Here is an 18,527-nt window from a genome sequence, read left to right as displayed (position 1 = left end):
CCACTTCCAAGATGGGGAAGTCGCATGCGGCCACCGCGGGGATCGTCTATCTGCTCGACGAGCCCGAGGTGGTGCGGAAGAAGATCATGCGGGCGGTGACCGACAGCGGGCGTGAGGTCGAGTACGACCGGGAGGCCAAGCCGGGGGTCGCGAATCTGCTGGATGTGCTCGCGGCTTGTGAGAGTGGGAACCCGGAAGAGCTGGCCGGTGTATATGAGTCGTACGGAGCATTGAAGAAGGACACCGCGGAGGCTGTCGTCGAGCTGCTGCGGCCGGTGCGGGAGCGGCACGCGGAGCTGGCGGCCGACCCCGGGTATGTGGATCAGGTGCTGAAGGAGGGGGCTGAGCGGGCTCGGGCGATGGCCCGGCCGAGGGTGGATGAGGCCTACCGGGCCATCGGCCTGCTGCCGGCGGGCTGAGTCTGAGGCCGGCGGAACGCGGCGCGGTAGTCGCGCGGGCTGGTTGCGAGGTGGGCGGCGAAGTGCTGGCGCATGGTCACCTCGCTGCCGAAGCCCGCGCGGCGGGCCACTTCGGGGATGGGGTGGTCGGTGCGTTCCAGCAGTTTCCGCGCGGCGGCGAGGCGCTGGGTGATGAGCCAGCGCTGCGGGGTCGTGCCGGTAGTGGCGGAGAAGTGCCGGGCGAAAGAACGGGGGGACATGTCGGCGCGGGCCGCGAGGTCGTTGACCGTGAGCGGTTCGTCGAGGTGCCGCAGGGCGTATTCGCGTACGTAGGCGAGGGTGTTGGCGTCGCGGTCGGCGCGGGGGGTGGGCTGCTCGATGAACTGGGCCTGGGTGCCGGTGCGGAAGGGGGCGGTGACCATCGAGCGGGCGATGGCTGCGGCGGCTTCGGCGCCGTGCGCCGTGCGGACGAGGTGCAGGCACAGGTCGATTCCGGCGGCGGTGCCTGCGGAGGTCCAGATGTTGTCGTCCTCGATGAAGAGGGCGTCGGGGACGACGGTGACGAGGGGGTGGTGCGTGCGGAGGAGGTGCGCGAGGTTCCAGTGGGTGATGGCGCGGCGGCCGTCGAGGAGACCTGCCTGGGCGAGGGTGAAGGCGCCGCCGCACAGGGCGGCGATGGGGGTTCCTCGGGTGTGGGCTCGGCGTAGCGCGTCCAGGACCTGAGGCGGAGCCGGGGTGAGGTGGTCGTCGAGGCCGGGGACTACGAGCAGATCGGCGTTGGTGAGCCAGTCGAGGGTGCGGTCGGGGGTGAGCGTGAGGCCGCCGCGCATGGGGACGGGGGTGCGGTCGGCGGCGACTCGGCGCAGGTCGAATGCGGGGACGCCGCGGTCGGTGCGGTCGACGCCCCAGACCTCGGTGATGACGGAGACGTCGAAGGCGCGAATGCCCGGGAAGGAGAGGAGCGCGATGCGGGTGGTCTCTGGGGAGGTCACCTTGGCAGTAAACCATCGATCGATGGCTTTCTCCGGTCTGGGGCGGGCGGTGGTGGGGCGGCAGCATCGTCGGCATGGAGATCTCAGAGAACGCAGCGCTGGTGGTTGTCGACGTGCAGAAGGGGTTCGACGAGGAGGGGCACTGGGGAACTCGGAACAATCCGGCGGCCGATGACAACATCGCCGCGCTGATCGACGTATGGCAGGCGACGGGGCGGCCGGTCGTGTTCGTACGGCATGACTCGACGAAGCCCGGGTCACCGCTGCGGGCGGGGCACGAGGGGAACGGCTTCAAGGAGTACGTGGAGCAGCGGCGCGGAAAGGGGGACGGGGCGGAGCTGCTGGTGACGAAGAGTGTGAACTCCGCGTTTTACGGGGTGCCGGATCTGGATGCGTGGCTGAAGGGAGCGGGGAGTGGCCAGATTGTCGTGGCCGGGATCCAGACCAATATGTGCGCGGAAACCACGGCGCGGATGGGCGGGAACCTGGGGTACGAGGTCTTCTTCGCGCTGGACGCGACGTACACCTTCGATGCGGTCGGGCCTTGGGGGTGGGCGCTGAGCGCGGACGAGCTGGCGCGGGCCACCGCCGTGTCGCTGCACGGCGGTGGGTTCGCGAAGGTGGTCGCTACGGAGGAGCTGGTGCGGGCCGCGGGGGCCGTCGGGGTGGGTTCGGCCGGCTAGGGCGTGTCCGGCGGATCAGGCCCGGCTTCGGTGCGGCGCCTTCTCGGTGCTTCGGGGGGCGGCGCCTTCTCGGTGCTGGTGAGCGGGGCTTGGTGCGTGCGGCTGCAAGGCGGAGGAGGGAGTCGACGCGATGGGGTTCCCCCTGTTCGAGCGCAGTCGAGAACAGGGGAGTCGCCGACCTGCGACGCCGGAGGGGTCCCCCTGGCCATTAAGGCCTTGGGGGAGTGCGTGCCAGGCCCCGCCCATTAGGGATGATCCGCCGGAGACTCCCTAACCGTTGCCGGATGCCAGCTCGCGGCTGCGGTCGCGGGCTGCTTCCAGGGCGGCGATGAGTGCGGCTCGTACACCGTGGTTCTCGAGCTCGCGGATCGCGTTGATGGTGGTGCCGGCGGGGGATGTGACCGCCTCGCGGAGCTTCACCGGGTGTTCGCCGCTGTCGCGGAGCATCACGGCTGCGCCGATGGCTGCCTGGACGATCAGGTCGTGGGCCTGGGCGCGGGGCAGGCCCAGGAGGATGCCTGCGTCGGTCATCGCCTCGACCAGGTAGTAGAAGTACGCCGGGCCCGAGCCGGAGAGGGCGGTGGCCGCGTCCTGCTGGGACTCGGGGACGCGGAGGGTCTTGCCCACGCCGCCGAAGATTTCCTCGGCGTGGGCGAGGTGCTCGGGGGTGGCGTGGCTGCCCGCCGAGATGACGGACATCGCCTCGTCCACGAGGGCGGGGGTGTTCGTCATGACGCGGACTACGGGGGTGTTGGGGGCGAGGCGCTCTTCGAAGTAGGCGGTCGGGATGCCGGCGGCGCCGCTGATGACGAGGCGGTCGGCGGGGACGTGGGGCGCGAGTTCGTCGAGGAGCTTGCCCATGTCCTGGGGCTTGACCGTGAGGATGAGGGTGTCGGCGCGTTTGGCGGCTTCGGCGTTGGTGACGGGCTCGACGCCGTAGCGGGTGCGGAGCTCGTCGGCGCGCTCGGCGCGGCGGGCCGTGACCAGGAGGTCGGCGGGGTGCCAGCCGGCGCGGATCATTCCGCTCAGCAGGGCCTCGCCGATTTTCCCGGTGCCGAGGACTGCGACTTTCTGGGTCATGCGGGTCACCTCGCCGGTGGTGTGCGTGTGTGCTTGGTGCTTGGGGTGCGTGGGGGTGTTTGGCTGTTCTTGGGACATCTTCGCACCGGGGGCGGGTCGTGGGGCGGGGTGTCCGGTTGGCGGACCGGTGGTTCAGGTTGTGCGGCGGCGGAGGGTTGCCGCGCCCAGGGTCAGGACCAGCAGGGCGCAGGCCGCGACGACTGTGGCGTCGCGGATGAAGGTGACTGTGACGTCCGTGTGGCGCAGGACCTCGTTCATGCCGTCCACCGCGTACGACATGGGGAGGACGTTGGAGATGCCCTCCAGTACCGGGTGCATCGCGTCGCGCGGGGTGAACAGGCCGCACAGCAGGAGCTGGGGGAAGATCACCGCCGGCATGAACTGGACCGCCTGGAATTCCGACGCCGCGAAGGCCGAGACGAAGAGGCCGAGTGCTGTGCCGAGCAGCGCGTCCAGCAGGGCGATCAGGAGTAGTAGCCAGGGGGAGCCGATGACGTCCAGGTCCAGCAGCCAGAGGGAGATTCCTGTGGCCAGGGCCGACTGGACGATGGCAAGTACGCCGAACGCCAGGGCGTAGCCCGCGATCAGGTCGGCTTTGCCCAACGGCATGGCGAGGAGGCGTTCGAGGGTGCCCGATGTGCGTTCGCGCAGGGTGGCGATGGATGTCACCAGGAACATCGTGATCAGCGGGAAGATGCCGAGCAGTGACGCGCCGATGTTGTCGAAGGTCCGCGGGCTCGCGTCGAAGACGAAGCGGAGCAGCGTGATCATCACTACCGGGATGAGGAGCAGCAGGGCGATCGTGCGGGGGTCGTGGCGCAGTTGAGCCAGGACGCGGGCGGCGGTGGCGAGGGTGCGGGACGCGTTCATCGTGAGCTCTCCTGGCGGGCGTTGGCCTCGTCCACCAGGCGGAGGAAGGCGTCCTCGACCGTGGCGGAGCGGGTGCGGGTGCGGAGCGCGTCGGGCGTCTCCTCGGCCAGGATCTCGCCCTCGCGCATGAGGAGGAGGCGGTGGCAGCGCTCGGCCTCGTCCATCACGTGGGAGGAGATGAGGAGCGTGGTGCCGCGGTCCGCGAGGGTGTGGAAGAGGTTCCACAGGTCGCGGCGGAGTACGGGGTCGAGGCCGACGGTCGGTTCGTCGAGTACGAGGAGTTCGGGCGTACCGAGGAGGGCGACGGCCAGGGACACGCGGCTGCTCTGGCCGCCGGAGAGGTTGCTGGCCAGGGCGGTTTCGTGGGAGGTGAGGTCGACGTCGGAGATGGCGCGGGTGACGGCCTCGTGGCGTGCGTCGCGGTGGTTGCGGCCGGGCTGGAGTACGGCCGCGAAGTATTCGAGGTTCTGGCGGACCGTCAGGTCGGCGTAGACGGAGGGTGCCTGGGTCACGTAGCCGATGCGGGGGCGGAGGGTGGCGGCGCCCGCCGGGCTGCCCAGGACTTCGAGTGTGCCGGTGACTTTGGCCTGGGTGCCGACGATGGCCCGCATGAGGGTGGTTTTGCCGCAGCCCGAGGGGCCCAGGAGGCCGGTGATCCTGCCGCGGGGTACGGCGAAGTCGAGGTCGCGGAGGACGGTGCGGGGGCCTCGTACAACGGTGAGGGCGCGGGCTGCCACGGCAGCCCCCTCTGTCGTCGCGGCGGACCCGGGGGCGTAATTCATCATGCGATGAATAATCCTCCGGGTGGTGGTCCGCGTCAAGGGCCCGAGGAGTGACTGCGCGTCGGGGTCGACGACGTAGGTCGGCGGCGTAAGCCGGTCACGTAGGACGCCGACATAAGCGGAAGCGGAACGTCTGCTTACTTATGGCTTCGGGCGGGGACGATGCGTAACAGAACGCCCTGTGATGTCCGACTCCCTTGCCTAGTAAGGGATTTCGTGGGTTTTGGTGTCTGTGGAGGTTCCTTTTGCGTCGTCTGTCCTTACCCCGAGCCGACTTCACCGCTTCCCTTGTCGTCTTCCTCGTCGCCCTGCCGCTGTGCGTGGGCGTCGCCGTCGCGTCCGGCGTACCGGCCGAGCTCGGCCTGATCACCGGCATCGTCGGCGGGCTCGTCGCCGGGGCGCTGCCCGGCAGCAGCCTGAACGTCAGCGGCCCGGCCGCCGGGCTCACCGTCCTCGTGTACGAAGCCGTGCAGCGTTACGGCGTCGGCGCGTTGGGGGTTCTTGTCCTGGCCGCCGGGCTGATGCAGTTGGCGATGGGGGCGCTCCGGCTCGGGCGGTGGTTCCGGGCGATTTCCGTGGCCGTCGTACAGGGGATGCTCGCCGGGATCGGGCTGGTGCTCGTGACCGGGCAGGTCTACGCGATGGCCGATGCGGTGGCGCCTGCGGGCGGGGTGGCGAAGATCGCCGGGCTGCCGGGGCTGCTGTTCAGTGGTTCGGCCCGTCCCGAAGCGCTCGCCCTGGGGTTGGGGACCGTCTTGGTGCTGGTGTTGTGGCCGAAGTGGCTGGGCCTGGCGCGGGTGGCTGGTGTGGTGCGGGCAGTTCGCGTGGTGCGGGTGGTGCGCGTAGTGCCTGCGCCGCTTGTGGCTGTCGGGCTCGCGTCTGGGGTGACCGCGTTGCTGGACCTTCCCGTACGGCGCGTGGAGGTGCAGGGGCTGCTGGATGCCGTGCAGCCGCCGGACGCGGCCTCGTTCGTGCGGCTCGCGGAGTTCGGGGCCGTCGGGACGGTGCTGGCCTTCGCGCTGATCGCCTCCGCCGAGTCGTTGTTCAGCGCGACCGCCGTGGACCGCCTGCACAACGGGCCGCGCACGGATTACGACAAGGAACTGATGGCGCAGGGCGCGGGCAACGCGGTGTGCGGGGTGCTGGGTGCGCTGCCGATGACCGCCGTCATCGTGCGCAGCGCCGCGAATGTGCGGGCGGGCGGGCGCACCAAGGCTTCGCGGGTGCTGCACGGCGTGTGGCTGCTGGTGTTCGCGGCGGCGGTGCCCGCGGCGCTCGGCGTGATTCCGGTGGCGGCGCTGGCCGGGATCCTCGTGCACGCGGGCTGGAAGCTCATTCCCGTACGGGAATTGGTGCCGCTGTGGCGTGAGCACCGCGGTGAGGCGGTTGTGCTGGCGGTGACGACCGGCGCGATCGTGGCGACGAACCTCTTCGAAGGGGTACTGGTCGGGCTGCTGCTGGCCGTCGCGAAAACCGCGTGGGACACCAGCCATGTGCATGTGGAGACGGAGGATCTGGGGGCGGAGGAGGGGTTGCGGGTGCGGGTGTTGGGGAACGCGACGTTCCTGCGGCTGCCGAAGCTGATGGACGCACTGGAGGCCCTGCCGCACGACCGCCCCGTACAGCTGAACCTGGGCGGCCTGCGGCACGTGGACCACGCGTGCGCGGCGGCACTGGAGGGGTGGGCGGAGCGGAGGCGAGGGGCGCGTACGGGGCATGCGGGTGTTGGTGCCCATGCCGGTGCCGGTGCCGGTGCCGGTGGGGATGCCGGTGGGGATGCCGCGTCGGGGGACGGCGAGGACGACGGGGCGGCTTCGACGCTCGTGGCCTGACGGCCGGGGTGCGGTAGGTGGTGGGAGCGCGGTCAGTGGGAGGTTCGGGCCACTGTCAGGTCCAGTGCGTACGCCTCTTCGACGATGCCGTCGGGGAAGAGTGTGAGGAGCTCGGCCCGTTCGGCGGCCAGGACCGGCGCCGCGGCCGACTTGCCCATCACCGCAAAGTACGAGCGGCTGCCCAGATGGGCGAGGTGCGTGTCCAGCGGGATGCGACGCGCCCAGTGAAGGCGGCGGAAGACAGGGTCGAGGGGCGTCGGGGCATGGCGCTTGATGATGGCCACGGCCTCGTCGGTGATGCCGTGGCCGTGGTAGCCGGGGAGGACCCGGGCGAGTCGCGCCTCCTGTGCGGCGGTCCACTCGGTATCCGGGTCGGGGACGTTCCACCAGACGGCAAGGGCCCCGCCCGGCCTGAGCACGCGCAGGGCTTCCGGGACGGAGCGGGCCTGGTCGGTCCAGTGCCAGGACTGGGCGTACGTGATGAGGTCGGCGGTGGCTGCGGCGAAGGGGAGGGCGTTGCCGTCGGCGCGTACGAGAGGTACATCCGGCAGTGACTGCCGCAGTTGGGCGGCCATGCCGGGCCCCGGCTCTACGGCGGTGACACGGGCGCCACGGTCGCGCAGGAGGCGAGTGGCTATGCCGGTGCCGGCACCGATGTCGAGGGTGCGGGCCCCGGGAAAGGGGCGGCCCGTCAACTCCTCAACGGCGTTGAAGAGGGCGGGCGGGTAGCCGGGGCGGGCGGCGGCGTACTCGGCGGCGACGGTGTCGAAGGAGAGCGCGAAGTCGTGGGTGGCCATAGGCCTCATCCTGCGGCGTGGGAGCGGGTGGCGCCTGGGTTTGGCTCTTTCCCGGGGCGCGGGTGCTTGTGGTGGGGTTGCCCTGGCGGAAGAGAAGAGGTGAAGGGTGGTCTAGGCGGCGGCGCGGGGGCGCTGCGCTGGGCTTTCCCTACCTGCCCCCTTCCCGGAACTGCGGGCAGGCCTCCAAGCCCCAGGCCCGCAACGGCCGCACCGCCGGGCTCCACCGGCGCCCCAGAGGACCCTCGCCCGGGGGCCCGTGCGGAGGTCCAAAGATCTGGTCCGGGGATCTGGTCCGGGGATCTGGTCCGGGGATCTGGATTCAGCTCGGCCCCGGCCGGCCCGCGGGCCGGCGTTCCGGGGGCGGGGGCTCCGGCTACCTTCGCTTCGGGTTCTTCTTGCGGGCTGCCGGGTTGCCCGTGCGTGTGCCTCGGCGGCGTTCGTACTGGGTTACGGCCGTCTCGTACTCCGTGCGGTGCAGCTTCTCGCCCGGGGCCTCCGTCAGTGAGCGGAAGAAGTAGGCGAGGAGTACGCCGACGAAGCCGATGCCCTTCAGGCTGCGGAGCGTTGCCTCTGTCGTCGGGTCCGGGCGGCGGGTGTAGCCCTCCCACGTGCGGCGGAACGCGACTGCGCTGCAGATCGCGAACATCGCGACGAGCAGGACGTTGACGAAGCCGCCGACGTCCGCGATCGCCAGGCCCTCGTAGGCGAAGCGCAGCACGAAACAGCCGGCCGCCGCTGCTGCCAGTGAGCCCACCGCCACCCCGGCGCGGCGCAGCCCGTAGCCGTTGTCGTGGCTCACCCACGTCGTGCCGAAGAAGCGGATGGGAGTGGGGGTGGGGGTGGGGGTGGGGGGTGTGTTCCTGGTGGGCTCGCTCACGCGGGCGATTATCCCCTGCGCCCGCGCGTCAGGAGCAGCGCGGTGCCACGTAACCGTCGCTGCCCGTCTTGATGTACGCGTCCGAGACGAACTGGCCGCTCGCGATGTTGGACCAGAGATTTGTCGTGCCGTACGGGCCGGTCACCCACGTGCCGGGGCACTGGCAGTTGATCGGCACAGTGGCGCCGTACGGGAGGACCTTCACGATCCTGTAGTTCGTGCCCGGGCCGCTTCGGACGTTCACCCTGTAGCCCGGTGCCACCGGGTACCGGACCGCCAGCGTGCCTGCCGTCGCCGTCGCCTCGGCGGTCTGCGCGGGCTTTGTGGTCTCTTCTGTGGTCTCTTCTGTGGCCATTTCGGTCTCCCCCGTTGATGTTCGTTCTCCGTACGCCGCGCAGGCTAGCAACCCGCACCGACATCGCACGCATCATCGACTAGGCTCCGTGCGTCGCGCTTGCGGACGAACACACACGGGGGTGGACGATGCCGCCGCTGCGCAGAACCGGGACAGGACCGGAAGCGGAGCATCCGGAATATGCCGGGCAGTATCGGCTGGAGTCGGTGCTGGGCTCGGGCGGCATGGGCGTCGTCCATCTGGCTACGTCCGCCTCGGGGTTGCGGCTTGCCGTCAAGGTGGTGCACGCCGACTTCGCCACAGATCCCGAGTTCCGGGCCCGCTTCAGGCAAGAGGTCGCCGCTGCCCGCCGGGTGAGCGGTGCCTTCACCGCGCCCGTCGTGGACGCCGACACCGACGCCGAACGCCCCTGGATGGCCACTCTCTTCATCGAGGGGCCGACCCTCGCCGAGCGCGTCAAACGGAACGGCCCGTTGGGCACCGAGGAGTTGCTGAGGCTCGGCGCCGGACTCGCCGAGTCGCTGCGCGACATCCACCGCGCCGGTGTGGTGCACCGCGATCTCAAGCCGAGCAATGTGCTGCTGGCCGCCGACGGGCCCAAGGTCATCGACTTCGGCATCTCCCGGCCGTCGGACAGCGATCTGCGTACGGAAACGGGCAAGCTGATCGGTACGCCGCCCTTCATGGCGCCCGAGCAGTTCCAGCGTCCGCGCGAAGTCGGCCCCGCCGCCGATGTGTTCGCGATGGGCTCCGTACTCGTTCACGCGGCGACCGGCAGCGGGCCGTTCGACTCCGACAGCCCGTACATCGTGGCGTACCAGGTGGTCCATGACGAGCCGGACCTGACGGGCGTACCGGAGGCCCTCGCCCCGCTCTTCGCCCGCTGCCTCGCGAAGGACCCCGCCGACCGGCCCACCCCGGACGCGCTGATGACGGCGCTGCGCTCCGCCGCGTACCGGACCGGAGACGACACCCAGGCCTTCATACCCGCGCAGCGGACGCCCAGCCGGGTGGAGGGGACGGTGAGGGGGCCGGAGAGAGTGCCGGTACAGCGGAGTGAGGTGGAAGCTCAGCGGGAGGCGGCGCCGCAGCCGGGCAGCCCCGTGCGTATCCGTCGGCGCGTCGTCCGGCGGGCCGTCCTCGCCGTCGCGCTGGCATCCCTTGTCGTGGGCGGGGCGTTCGGCGTACGCGCCCTGACCGCCGACGACGGCCGCCACCCCGACCCCTCCCCCGCCGCGCAGAGGTCCGGGACCGGCGAAGGCTCGCGGCCCTGGCAGGTCTCCCTTCAGGGCGGCGGTGGCGGCGCGAGCAGTGCCGCCTCCTGTTCGTACGCGGACAGCTCCCTCTACTGCAACGCCCCCGGCATCAGCGCCTCCCGCCTGAACGCCGCCGACGGCACCGTCGCCTGGTCGAAGAAGACCGGCGCCCCCTCCGAGCCGGCCTGGGACGACACCGCGCCCGTACTCTCCGGAGGGCTGCTGCATGTGGTGGCACCCGGCGGGGAACGCCTGGAGGCTCTCGATCCGAAGTCCGGCGATGCCCGTTGGAGCGTCGACGCGTCCGCCCACCCCGTCGTCCTGCACACCCGGAAGTCGGTTCTCCTCGTGACCGCGGACGGGACAGAGGAAGCCGTCAACAGCGCCACGGGGAAAACGCGCTGGACCCGGCGCCACGGCGTACCCGGCACCCAGTGGATGTCGTCGTCGCCCCGCCACAAGGGTCCCGTCTTCGCCGTCACCCCCTCGGCGGACGGCACGACGAGCACAGTCGTCGCGGTCGACCCCGACAACGGCTCCGCGCTCTGGACGCAGCGCCTGAACGGGATGCTCACTCCCGTCGGCGCGTCCGACGGGTCGCTGTTCCTGCTGTCCTACGACACCGCCAGCCTCACCCGCGCTGTCGTACGCCTCGACACCACGGCCCGTACCGCCCGCCGCATCCCCCTTCTGGCGCCCGTCGACCAGGCGCAGGCGGCTGTACGCGGCGACACGGCGTACATCTTCGGCGCAGGCGGCTCCCTCGTCGCCGTGGACACCCGCCGCACCGCGAGTGCACAGCAGGCTCAGCAGTGGCGGCTCGAGACATCGGTCAGCCACGCATCACGGCCGGTCGCGACCGCCGGCCGTGTCTACCTGACGGCGGCCGACGGGCGGCTGCTGGCGGTGGACGCCGCCGACGGAAGGCTGCTCGGCCAGACAAGGCCCCGTATGGCCGAGGCGCCCGACACCTTCGCCACCACCCTGCCTGCCCCGACTGCGGCCGCGGGCAAGGTCTTCGCGACCGCGCCCGACGGGTCGGTCTTCGCCGTGGACGACGGAGACCCGGCGCGCTGGTGAAGCAAGAGCCGGTGAACAGCAGTGCCGGTGAACAGCAAGAAAGGGAGGGACGGGCTTCGCACCCGTCCCTCCCTTCAAAAACGTCCCAGCAAGAAAGTCCCGGCCCTGGCCGAGCATCGAGCCCTAGGGGGTGTCCCCCTAGCCGAGCATCGAGACGTCGCGCACCGCGCCCTTGTCCGCGCTGGTCGCCATCGCCGCGTACGCCCGCAGAGCGGCCGACACCTGACGGTCGCGGTTCTTCGGCGCGTACACACCGTTCAGAGCCTCGCGACGGGCCGCCAGTTCCTCGTCGGAGACGAGGAGTTCGATCGAACGGTTCGGGATGTCGATACGGATGCGGTCGCCGTCCTCGACGAGCGCGATCGTGCCGCCCGAGGCCGCCTCGGGCGAGGCGTGGCCGATGGACAGGCCCGACGTACCGCCGGAGAACCGGCCGTCCGTCACCAGCGCGCAGACCTTGCCGAGACCGCGGCCCTTCAGGAAGGACGTCGGGTAGAGCATCTCCTGCATGCCGGGGCCGCCGCGCGGGCCCTCGTAACGGATGACGACGACGTCGCCCTCCTTGATCTCCTTACGGAGGATCTTGTCGACGGCCTCGTCCTGCGACTCGCAGACGACGGCCGGTCCCTCGAAGGTCCAGATCGACTCGTCGACACCGGCCGTCTTCACGACACAGCCGTCCTCGGCAAGATTGCCCTTGAGGACGGCCAGTCCGCCGTCCTTCGAGTACGCGTGCTCCGCGTCACGGATGCAGCCGCCCGCCGCGTCCGTGTCGAGGGTGTCCCAGCGCTCCGACTGGGAGAACGCGGTCGCCGACCGGACGCATCCGGGCGCCGCGTGCCACAGCTCGACGGCCTCGGCGGACGGGGAGCCGCCGCGCACGTCCCAGGCCTCCAGCCACTCCTTGATGCCGGGCGAGTGGACGGTGTGGACGTCCTCGTTCAGCATGCCTGCGCGGTAGAGCTCACCGAGGATGGCGGGGATGCCGCCGGCGCGGTGGATGTCTTCCATGTAGTACGTGCCGCCGGGGGCGACGTTCGGCGCGACCTTGGACAGGCAGGGCACCCGGCGCGAGACCGCGTCGATGTCCTTGAGGTCGTAGTCGAGCCCGGCCTCCTGTGCGGCGGCCAGCAGGTGCAGGATCGTGTTGGTCGAGCCGCCCATGGCGATGTCGAGGGCCATGGCGTTGTCGAAGGCCGCGCGGGTGGCGATGTTGCGCGGCAGGACCGACTCGTCGTCCTGCTCGTAGTAGCGCTTGGTGATCTCGACGACCGTACGGGCCGCGTCCTCGTACAGCCCCTTGCGGGCGGTGTGCGTGGCGAGCACCGAGCCGTTGCCCGGCAGGGAGAGGCCGATGGCCTCGGTCAGGCAGTTCATCGAGTTGGCGGTGAACATGCCGGAACACGAGCCGCAGGTCGGGCAGGCGTTCTCCTCGATACGGAGCACGTCGGCGTCGGACACGGAGTCGTTCGCCGCGTCCACCATAGCGTCGATCAGGTCGAGCTTGCGGACCGTGCCGTCGACGAGGGTGGCCTGACCGGCCTCCATCGGGCCGCCGGAGACGAAGACGACCGGGATGTTGAGGCGCAGTGCGGCCATCAGCATGCCCGGCGTGATCTTGTCGCAGTTGGAGATGCAGATCAGCGCGTCGGCGCAGTGCGCCTCGACCATGTACTCGACGCTGTCCGCGATCAGGTCGCGGGAGGGCAGCGAGTACAGCATTCCGGCGTGGCCCATCGCAATGCCGTCGTCGACCGCGATCGTGTTGAACTCGCGCGGCACGGCGCCCGCCGCCAGGATCGCGTCACTCACGATCCGGCCGACCGGTGCGAGGTGCGTGTGCCCGGGGACGAACTCGGTGAACGAGTTGGCGACAGCGATGATCGGCTTGCCGATGTCACCGCTCGCTACGCCCGACGCCCGCATAAGGGCGCGCGCGCCCGCCATGTTGCGGCCGTGGGTGACTGTGCGGGACCTCAGCTCGGGCATCGTCGCTCGCTCCTTAGGCAGATGAGACTTACTCCGAGCGTACGCCTCGGATCCAGGATCTGGACAGCATGTCCGGTATCCGGGACGGCCTGCTCAGCCTTCGGTCACGCCTCGGTGAGATACCGCTGGAGCGTCGGCGCCACCATCTCGATGATCTTCTCCGGGTCCACCGACGCCAGCGGCTCCGCCTTGATGACGTACCGCAGAATCGCGATGCCCACCATGTGCGAGGCGGCGAGCTCCGCCCGGAAGGTCGGATCCGGCACGTCGAGCTCCGCTGCGATCCGTTCGAGCAGACGGCGCAGTACGAACGTACGCAGCACCTTCGCCGCCGTCTCGTTCGTCAGCGCCGACCGGACGACCGCGAGCAGCGGCGCCCTGGTCGCCGGGTTCTCCCATACGCCGATGAAGTAGCGGGCCAGCCGCTCCCCGATGCCGTCCTTGCCCTGGCCGAGGACAGCGGGCAACACCAGCGCGGGCTCGAAGGACATCTCGATGGCGGCGGCGAAGACGTCGTCCTTCGTGCCGAAGTAGTGGTGGACGAGCGCCGCGTCGACGCCCGCCGCCTTCGCGATGCCGCGCACGGACGTCTTGTCGTAGCCGCGCTCGGCGAATTCGTCGCGGGCTGCCTGGAGGATCCGCTCGCGCGCTCCCGGCCCCGCGTCGTCCGGCGAACGGCGTGGGCGGCCGCGCCGTCGCGGCGCCGCGTCGCTCACTGCTGGGGCACCCGGGACGCGAGGTGCAGACGGGTGAAGGCGAGGGCCTCGGCGAGGTCGGCCTCCCGTTCGGCCGAGGACATCGCCCGCCGGGTGTTGACCTCGATGACGACATGGCCGTCGAAGCCGCTGCCCGCGAGCCGCTCCAGGACTTGGGCGCAGGGCTGGTTGCCGCGCCCCGGCACCAGGTGCTCGTCCTTCGCCGAGCCCTTGCCGTCCGCGAGGTGGACGTGGCCGAGACGGTCGCCCATACGGTCGATCATGGCGAGGGTGTCGGTACGGGCGGTCGCGGTGTGCGACAGGTCGACGGTGAAGTGCCGGTAGTCGTCCTTGGTCACGTCCCACTCGGGGGCGTACGCCAGCATCTCGCGGTCCTTGTAGCGCCAGGGGTACATGTTCTCGACGGCGAAGCGGACGTCCGTCTCGTTCGCCATGCGCCAGATCCCGGTGACGAAATCGCGGGCGTACTGCCGCTGCCAGCGGAAGGGCGGGTGTACGACCACGGCCGACGCACCGAGCTTCTCGGCGGCCGCCTGCGCCCGCTGGAGCTTCGCCCACGGGTCCGTGGACCAGACGCGCTGCGTGATGAGCAGACAGGGCGCGTGGACGGCCAGGATCGGCACGCCGTGGTAGTCGGAGAGTCTGCGCAGCGCCTCGATGTCCTGGCTGACGGGGTCCGTCCACACCATGATCTCGACGCCGTCGTAGCCGAGGCGTGCCGCGATCTCGAAGGCCGTCGCCGTCGACTCCGGATACACGGACGCCGTGGACAGTGCGACCTTCGCATCCGGGATGCGCACCACTGGATCTGCCACGAGGGACAGCGTACGGGCCGCCCCCGGGTGGGTGTCAGGCGGTCAGCGCGTCGTTGTCGTGTTCCTTGTCGTGATCGTCGGCGTGTTCGTCATGAAGTGCGTCATGGTGTCGCCGTCACCATGACGTCACGTCGTCGGCATGTGGTCCAGGCGCCGCAGGATGACGCCTTCGCGCAGCGCCCACGGGCAGATTTCCAGCTCGTCGACCCCGAAAAGGTCCATCGCGCCCTCCGCGACCAGGGCCCCTGCCAGCAGTTGCGCGGCGCGTGCGTCCGAGACGCCGGGCAGGGCGGCACGCTGGACGGCGGGCATCGCGGCCAGCTTCGGCACCCACTCCTCCAGTGATTTGCGACTCAGATCCCGCTGTACGTACTGCCCCTCGCCGGAGCGTGCCGCCCCGGCGATGCGCGCCAGCTGCTTGAAGGTCTTGGAGGTCGCCACGACGTGGTCGGGAGTGCCGAAGCGGCTGAATTCGCCGACCGTACGGGCGATCTGGGCGCGTACATGGCGACGCAGCGCCTTCACGTCCTGCGGGTCGGGCGGATCGCCCGGCAGCCAGCCCGCGGTCAGGCGGCCCGCCCCGAGCGGCAGCGACACCACGGCGTCGGGCTCCTCGTCGATCCCGTACGCGATCTCCAGCGACCCGCCGCCGATGTCCAGGACCAGCAGCTTCCCGGCCGACCAGCCGAACCAGCGGCGTGCGGCGAGAAATGTGAGCCGCGCCTCGTCGTCGCCGCTGAGCACCTGAAGATCGACACCGGTCTCGCGCCTGACCCTGGCCAGCACCTCGTCGGCGTTGCTCGCCTCGCGCACGGCGGAGGTGGCGAAGGGCAGAACGTCCTCGCAGCCCTTGTCCTCGGCGGCCTGGAGGGCGTCGCCGACCGTGGCGACGAGGCGGTCGATGCCCTCGGCGCCGATGGCTCCGTCCGCGTCGAGAAGTTCGGCGAGGCGAAGCTCGGCCTTGTGCGAGTGGGCGGGCAGGGGGCGGGCGCCGGGGTGGGCGTCGACCACCAGCAGATGAACCGTGTTCGAACCCACGTCGAGGACTCCGAGTCTCATATGCGGAACGCTACTGCGGCTGCGCGCTTACCCTTGCCCTCGTGCCGAAGACGAAAAAGGCGAAGCCGGGCAAAGCCACGAAGCAGCCGAAGAAGAAGACGAAGACCACCGCGTCGGCCGAGGCCGTCGAGGCGGCTCAGGATGTCCGTACTGCCCCGAACATTCCGGTCGTCCGAGATGTCCGGGACGACGAGCGGGGCGGGCTGGACTTCGCCCGCGCCTGGGTGGAGTTCCCCGATCCCGCCGACGACGAACAGATCTTCCGCTGCGACCTGACGTGGCTGACATCGCGCTGGAGCTGCATCTTCGGCAGCGGCTGCCAGGGCATCCAGGCGGGCCGTGCGGACGACGGCTGCTGCACGCTGGGCGCGCACTTCTCCGACGAGGACGACGAAAAGCGGGTCGCGGGCCATGTGGCACGCCTCACGCCGGATGTGTGGCAGTTCCACGACGTCGGTACGGAGTCGGGCTGGACCCAGACCGACGAAGACGGCGAACGCCAGACGCGCCGCTGGGACGGCTCCTGCATCTTCCAGAACCGCCCGGGTTTCGCGGGCGGCGCGGGCTGCTCGCTGCACATCCTCGCCCTGAAGGAGGGCAAGGAGCCGCTGGAGACGAAGCCGGACGTGTGCTGGCAGCTGCCGGTCCGGCGTACGTACGACTGGATCGACCGCCCCGACGACACGCGCATCCTGCAGATCTCGATCGGCGAGTACGACCGGCGGGGCTGGGGGGCGGGCGGCCACGACCTGCACTGGTGGTGCACGTCGGCGACGTCGGCGCACGGGGCGGGGGAGCCGGTGTACGTCTCGTACGCGCCGGAGCTCACGGAGCTCATGGGCAAGGAGGCTTACGGGCGGCTGGTGGAGCTGTGCAAGGAGCGACTGTCGTCGCTGCTTCCGATGGCTCCGCATCCGGCCGACCCCTCTTAACGCCGCTCTCGCACCGCTCGGCCCTGGCGGGCCTTCCGGGCTTCGACCGGCTGCGGTGGACTCCGTCCACCGGGGGCGTGGGCGGAGCGCGGTGGTGCGTGCGGGTTGCCTGCGGCGCTGTTCCCCTCCCCGCGCGGTCGGGGAACAAACCGCCCTCAGCCCGGCGCCGGCTGCGATGTCGACTCCGTCGGGGTCGGGTCCTCCGACGGTGGCGGCGTCGTCGGGTCCGTCGGCGCAGGCGTCGGGGACGGCGGGGGTGTCGTCGGGGCCGTGGGTGTCGGGGACGGGGACGCGGGCGGCGTCGTGGGGTGCTGGGAGGGTGGCGGTGTCGACGGCGGCGACGGGGGCTTCGGGCGAGGGCGGCCCTGCCCGTGCACCGCGATCACCGCACCCGACGGGTTCACGCCGATCCGCGCCCGCCACCGCCCGGCCGGCTCCCGCTCATGGTCCACGGACACGTACAGGGTGATCGATTCTCCGGGAGCCAGCGTGCCCGTCGACTGGCTCAGGTAGAGCCAGGGCACGTCCGTCCACGCCGACCACGCAACCCGCTCGCTCCCGCCCGTCGCCCGGAGCGTGACCACCGTCGTGCTGCCCGCCGCGCGCGCCTCCACCGACAGCCGCGCCGGCCCGGACTGGTCCGTGCCCGGCATCGGCGTACCGCCGCCGATGACCTCGACCGATACGTCCGGCGACCGGCTGCCCTCGGTGAAACGCGTGTCGGGGGTCGTGCGGGCGTTGCCCGCGTTTTCGTAGGCGTCGTACGCGGAGCCGTCGCGGCCGTCCTTCATGTCGCCGTCCAGGCCGCCGGGCCCGTCCGCCTCGCTCGCGGTGACCGTCGCACCGCCCTCGCTCTCGCCGGTGAGCGGCGCTCCCCGGTACGCCGCCCAGAGCGCGAACACGGGGGCGGCGACGACCGTCGCCACCACCGTCGTCGTGAGCGCCCTGGTCCGCAGCCGGTCGCGCCGCGCCGCGTGGTCCTTGGGGTCCAGCGGGAAACCGTCGCGGTCGAACCTCGGCCCGGTCCCGCGCGCCCTCGGTGCGCTCGTCATCGCCACGTACGCCGCCGCCCGGGGCGCCTCCACCACCGGCAGCGCGGCAGGCGCGGCGACGGTACCCGGCCACGGACCGCCCGCCTCGGCCCGCTCGGCGGCGCGACGGCAGCGCGGGCAGTCGTCCACGTGCCGTACGAGCTCGCGCCGCAGGGCCGCGCCCAGCAGTACCTGGTTGTCGCCGGTCAGCCGGGCGACGATCGGGCAGCCGCCGCTCTCGACCACGGTGAGTGCGGCCCGGGTCCGCTCGACCTCGCAGGCCGCCGCGGCCAGCAGTTCGCGGGCCGCCGGGTACTCCATGCCCAGGACCGCGGCGACCTCACGCGGGCCGAGCCGGTGGCGTACGGCGAGCTCCAGGGCGTCGCGCTGCTCCGGGGTGGTGCCGGCGGCCTCGGGCCAGGCCAGCAGGGACAGTTCGCGCCGCCTGCGCTCGGCCGTCTCCTCGGGCACGTCGGCCACTGGACCGGGGGCAGCGGCGGGGGGGCGATGCCCCGTGTGTGCCCCCTGCCGGCGCCGCTTCTGCTCGGCGAGCCTGCGCAGACAGGCCCAGCGCGCCAGCGCGTACAGCCACGCCTTGCGCTCCGGCTCCCGGGCCGGACAACGGCCGTAATGGCGTTCGGAGATGGCCAGTACGCCGCCGAGCACCGCGGTCGCCGCGTCGTGGTCGCAGAGGACGGACAGGCAATAGGTGAACAGACCGTCCAGATACGGCTCGTAACGCGCGGGCGGTGTCTGCACAAGCGTCGGCCGGGGCGCACGACTGTGCGCCCGGGGTGCGCCGGTGGTGTGCGTGGGGGGTTCCAGCCTGCTGCTTGTCACTCGGCGACCGTAGGCAGTGGAGGCATGCCGCCTTGTACCCCTTGCGCACTTTTAACCCGTACGGGTGAACACGTCCCTCGAAAGGGGACAGGAACGGGGAATTCCGTAGACAGGGCGGGAGGTGAGTGCAGGGGAGGCGCGGG

Annotated in this window: 17 protein-coding genes (1 of these 17 running past the window's edge); 5 read left to right on the top strand and 12 right to left on the bottom strand. The window is 71.1% G+C overall.

Annotated elements, in window-relative coordinates; genetic code table 11:
• On the top strand, positions 1 to 419 hold the 3' end of the coding sequence (trpS, locus tag PXH83_RS16870; protein ID WP_274561226.1) for a tryptophan--tRNA ligase. Its footprint begins 580 nt before the window's first position; the window shows 419 of its 999 coding nt (coding positions 581-999); its start codon lies beyond the left edge, outside the window; the stop codon is at positions 417 to 419.
• On the opposite strand, the gene PXH83_RS16865 is transcribed toward trpS, so the two are convergent.
• A complete protein-coding gene (locus tag PXH83_RS16865; protein ID WP_274561224.1) occupies positions 386 to 1,390 on the bottom strand; it encodes a GlxA family transcriptional regulator in 1,005 nt (334 codons plus the stop codon). The two genes, trpS and PXH83_RS16865, sit on opposite strands and share 34 nt — an antisense overlap.
• 74 nt (positions 1,391 to 1,464) lie before the next feature.
• Between PXH83_RS16865 and PXH83_RS16860 the strand changes: the two genes are divergently transcribed.
• Complete coding sequence (locus PXH83_RS16860; RefSeq protein ID WP_274561221.1) at positions 1,465 to 2,073, top strand: cysteine hydrolase family protein; 609 nt, start codon at positions 1,465 to 1,467, stop codon at positions 2,071 to 2,073.
• Positions 2,074 to 2,343: 270 nt separating this feature from the next.
• Here PXH83_RS16860 and proC read toward each other — a convergent pair whose 3' ends face one another.
• From proC to PXH83_RS16845, 3 genes are all read right to left on the bottom strand, one after another.
• Entirely contained in the window at positions 2,344 to 3,153 is an 810-nt protein-coding gene (proC, locus tag PXH83_RS16855; protein ID WP_214920817.1) for a pyrroline-5-carboxylate reductase, read from the bottom strand.
• A 132-nt stretch (positions 3,154 to 3,285) separates the two neighbouring features.
• The gene (locus PXH83_RS16850) at positions 3,286 to 4,023 is read right to left on the bottom strand and encodes an ABC transporter permease (protein ID WP_274561219.1); all 738 of its coding nucleotides are present in this window, start codon (positions 4,021 to 4,023) and stop codon (positions 3,286 to 3,288) included.
• Entirely contained in the window at positions 4,020 to 4,808 is a 789-nt protein-coding gene (locus PXH83_RS16845; protein ID WP_274561217.1) for an ABC transporter ATP-binding protein, read from the bottom strand. The genes PXH83_RS16850 and PXH83_RS16845 overlap by 4 nt, the downstream gene beginning before the upstream one ends.
• 242 nt (positions 4,809 to 5,050) lie before the next feature.
• Between PXH83_RS16845 and PXH83_RS16840 the strand changes: the two genes are divergently transcribed.
• On the top strand, positions 5,051 to 6,637 hold the full coding sequence (locus PXH83_RS16840; protein ID WP_274561216.1) for a SulP family inorganic anion transporter: 1,587 nt from the start codon (positions 5,051 to 5,053) through the stop codon (positions 6,635 to 6,637).
• A gap of 32 nt (positions 6,638 to 6,669) precedes the next feature.
• On the opposite strand, the gene PXH83_RS16835 is transcribed toward PXH83_RS16840, so the two are convergent.
• The 3 genes from PXH83_RS16835 to PXH83_RS16825 all read right to left on the bottom strand — a co-directional run bounded on the left by PXH83_RS16835 (position 6,670) and on the right by PXH83_RS16825 (position 8,666).
• The gene (locus tag PXH83_RS16835) at positions 6,670 to 7,443 is read right to left on the bottom strand and encodes a class I SAM-dependent methyltransferase (RefSeq protein WP_420803178.1); all 774 of its coding nucleotides are present in this window, start codon (positions 7,441 to 7,443) and stop codon (positions 6,670 to 6,672) included.
• A gap of 364 nt (positions 7,444 to 7,807) precedes the next feature.
• Positions 7,808 to 8,311, bottom strand: coding sequence for a hypothetical protein (locus PXH83_RS16830; RefSeq protein WP_274561214.1), 504 nt, complete (start codon positions 8,309 to 8,311; stop codon positions 7,808 to 7,810).
• 28 nt (positions 8,312 to 8,339) lie between these two features.
• Complete coding sequence (locus PXH83_RS16825) at positions 8,340 to 8,666, bottom strand: SH3 domain-containing protein (protein WP_274561213.1); 327 nt, start codon at positions 8,664 to 8,666, stop codon at positions 8,340 to 8,342.
• Between the two features lie 128 nt (positions 8,667 to 8,794).
• On the opposite strand from PXH83_RS16825, the gene PXH83_RS16820 reads away from it, so the two are divergent.
• Positions 8,795 to 11,002 (top strand): serine/threonine-protein kinase, encoded by a 2,208-nt coding sequence (locus PXH83_RS16820; RefSeq protein ID WP_274561211.1) that lies wholly within the window; start codon positions 8,795 to 8,797, stop codon positions 11,000 to 11,002.
• Between the two features lie 138 nt (positions 11,003 to 11,140).
• Here PXH83_RS16820 and ilvD read toward each other — a convergent pair whose 3' ends face one another.
• From ilvD to PXH83_RS16800, 4 genes are all read right to left on the bottom strand, one after another.
• The gene (gene ilvD / locus PXH83_RS16815; RefSeq protein ID WP_274561209.1) at positions 11,141 to 12,991 is read right to left on the bottom strand and encodes a dihydroxy-acid dehydratase; all 1,851 of its coding nucleotides are present in this window, start codon (positions 12,989 to 12,991) and stop codon (positions 11,141 to 11,143) included.
• Between the two features lie 104 nt (positions 12,992 to 13,095).
• Complete coding sequence (locus PXH83_RS16810; protein ID WP_274561207.1) at positions 13,096 to 13,707, bottom strand: TetR/AcrR family transcriptional regulator; 612 nt, start codon at positions 13,705 to 13,707, stop codon at positions 13,096 to 13,098.
• Complete coding sequence (locus PXH83_RS16805) at positions 13,704 to 14,522, bottom strand: sugar phosphate isomerase/epimerase family protein (protein ID WP_274561206.1); 819 nt, start codon at positions 14,520 to 14,522, stop codon at positions 13,704 to 13,706. Before PXH83_RS16805 ends, PXH83_RS16810 begins: the two co-directional genes overlap by 4 nt.
• A gap of 126 nt (positions 14,523 to 14,648) precedes the next feature.
• Complete coding sequence (locus PXH83_RS16800) at positions 14,649 to 15,581, bottom strand: Ppx/GppA family phosphatase (RefSeq protein WP_274561205.1); 933 nt, start codon at positions 15,579 to 15,581, stop codon at positions 14,649 to 14,651.
• A 41-nt stretch (positions 15,582 to 15,622) separates the two neighbouring features.
• Here PXH83_RS16800 and PXH83_RS16795 point away from each other — a divergent pair, with 41 nt between their 5' ends.
• A complete protein-coding gene (locus PXH83_RS16795) occupies positions 15,623 to 16,513 on the top strand; it encodes a DUF3109 family protein (RefSeq protein ID WP_274561203.1) in 891 nt (296 codons plus the stop codon).
• Positions 16,514 to 16,668: 155 nt separating this feature from the next.
• Here the strand turns inward: PXH83_RS16795 and PXH83_RS16790 are convergent, their stop codons facing one another.
• Complete coding sequence (locus PXH83_RS16790) at positions 16,669 to 18,384, bottom strand: hypothetical protein (RefSeq protein ID WP_274561201.1); 1,716 nt, start codon at positions 18,382 to 18,384, stop codon at positions 16,669 to 16,671.
• Positions 18,385 to 18,527 lie beyond the last annotated feature (143 nt).

Source organism: Streptomyces spiramyceticus, from assembly GCF_028807635.1.
GTDB lineage: Bacteria > Actinomycetota > Actinomycetes > Streptomycetales > Streptomycetaceae > Streptomyces > Streptomyces spiramyceticus.
The sequence above is the reverse complement of the archived record's forward strand: the minus strand, read 5'-3'. Positions and strand labels throughout refer to the sequence as shown.

What these genes read in the sequence shown, in the direction of transcription:
- PXH83_RS16860 (WP_274561221.1), top strand. Translation starts at nt 1,465, where the DNA reads ATGGAGATCTCAGAGAACGCAGCGCTGGTGGTTGTCGACGTGCAGAAG.
- PXH83_RS16835 (WP_420803178.1), bottom strand. Translation starts at nt 7,443, where the DNA reads ATGAGGCCTATGGCCACCCACGACTTCGCGCTCTCCTTCGACACCGTC.
- PXH83_RS16845 (WP_274561217.1), bottom strand. Translation starts at nt 4,808, where the DNA reads ATGATGAATTACGCCCCCGGGTCCGCCGCGACGACAGAGGGGGCTGCC.
- proC (WP_214920817.1), bottom strand. Translation starts at nt 3,153, where the DNA reads ATGACCCAGAAAGTCGCAGTCCTCGGCACCGGGAAAATCGGCGAGGCC.
- ilvD (WP_274561209.1), bottom strand. Translation starts at nt 12,991, where the DNA reads ATGCCCGAGCTGAGGTCCCGCACAGTCACCCACGGCCGCAACATGGCG.
- PXH83_RS16850 (WP_274561219.1), bottom strand. Translation starts at nt 4,023, where the DNA reads ATGAACGCGTCCCGCACCCTCGCCACCGCCGCCCGCGTCCTGGCTCAA.
- PXH83_RS16800 (WP_274561205.1), bottom strand. Translation starts at nt 15,581, where the DNA reads ATGAGACTCGGAGTCCTCGACGTGGGTTCGAACACGGTTCATCTGCTG.
- PXH83_RS16825 (WP_274561213.1), bottom strand. Translation starts at nt 8,666, where the DNA reads ATGGCCACAGAAGAGACCACAGAAGAGACCACAAAGCCCGCGCAGACC.
- PXH83_RS16820 (WP_274561211.1), top strand. Translation starts at nt 8,795, where the DNA reads ATGCCGCCGCTGCGCAGAACCGGGACAGGACCGGAAGCGGAGCATCCG.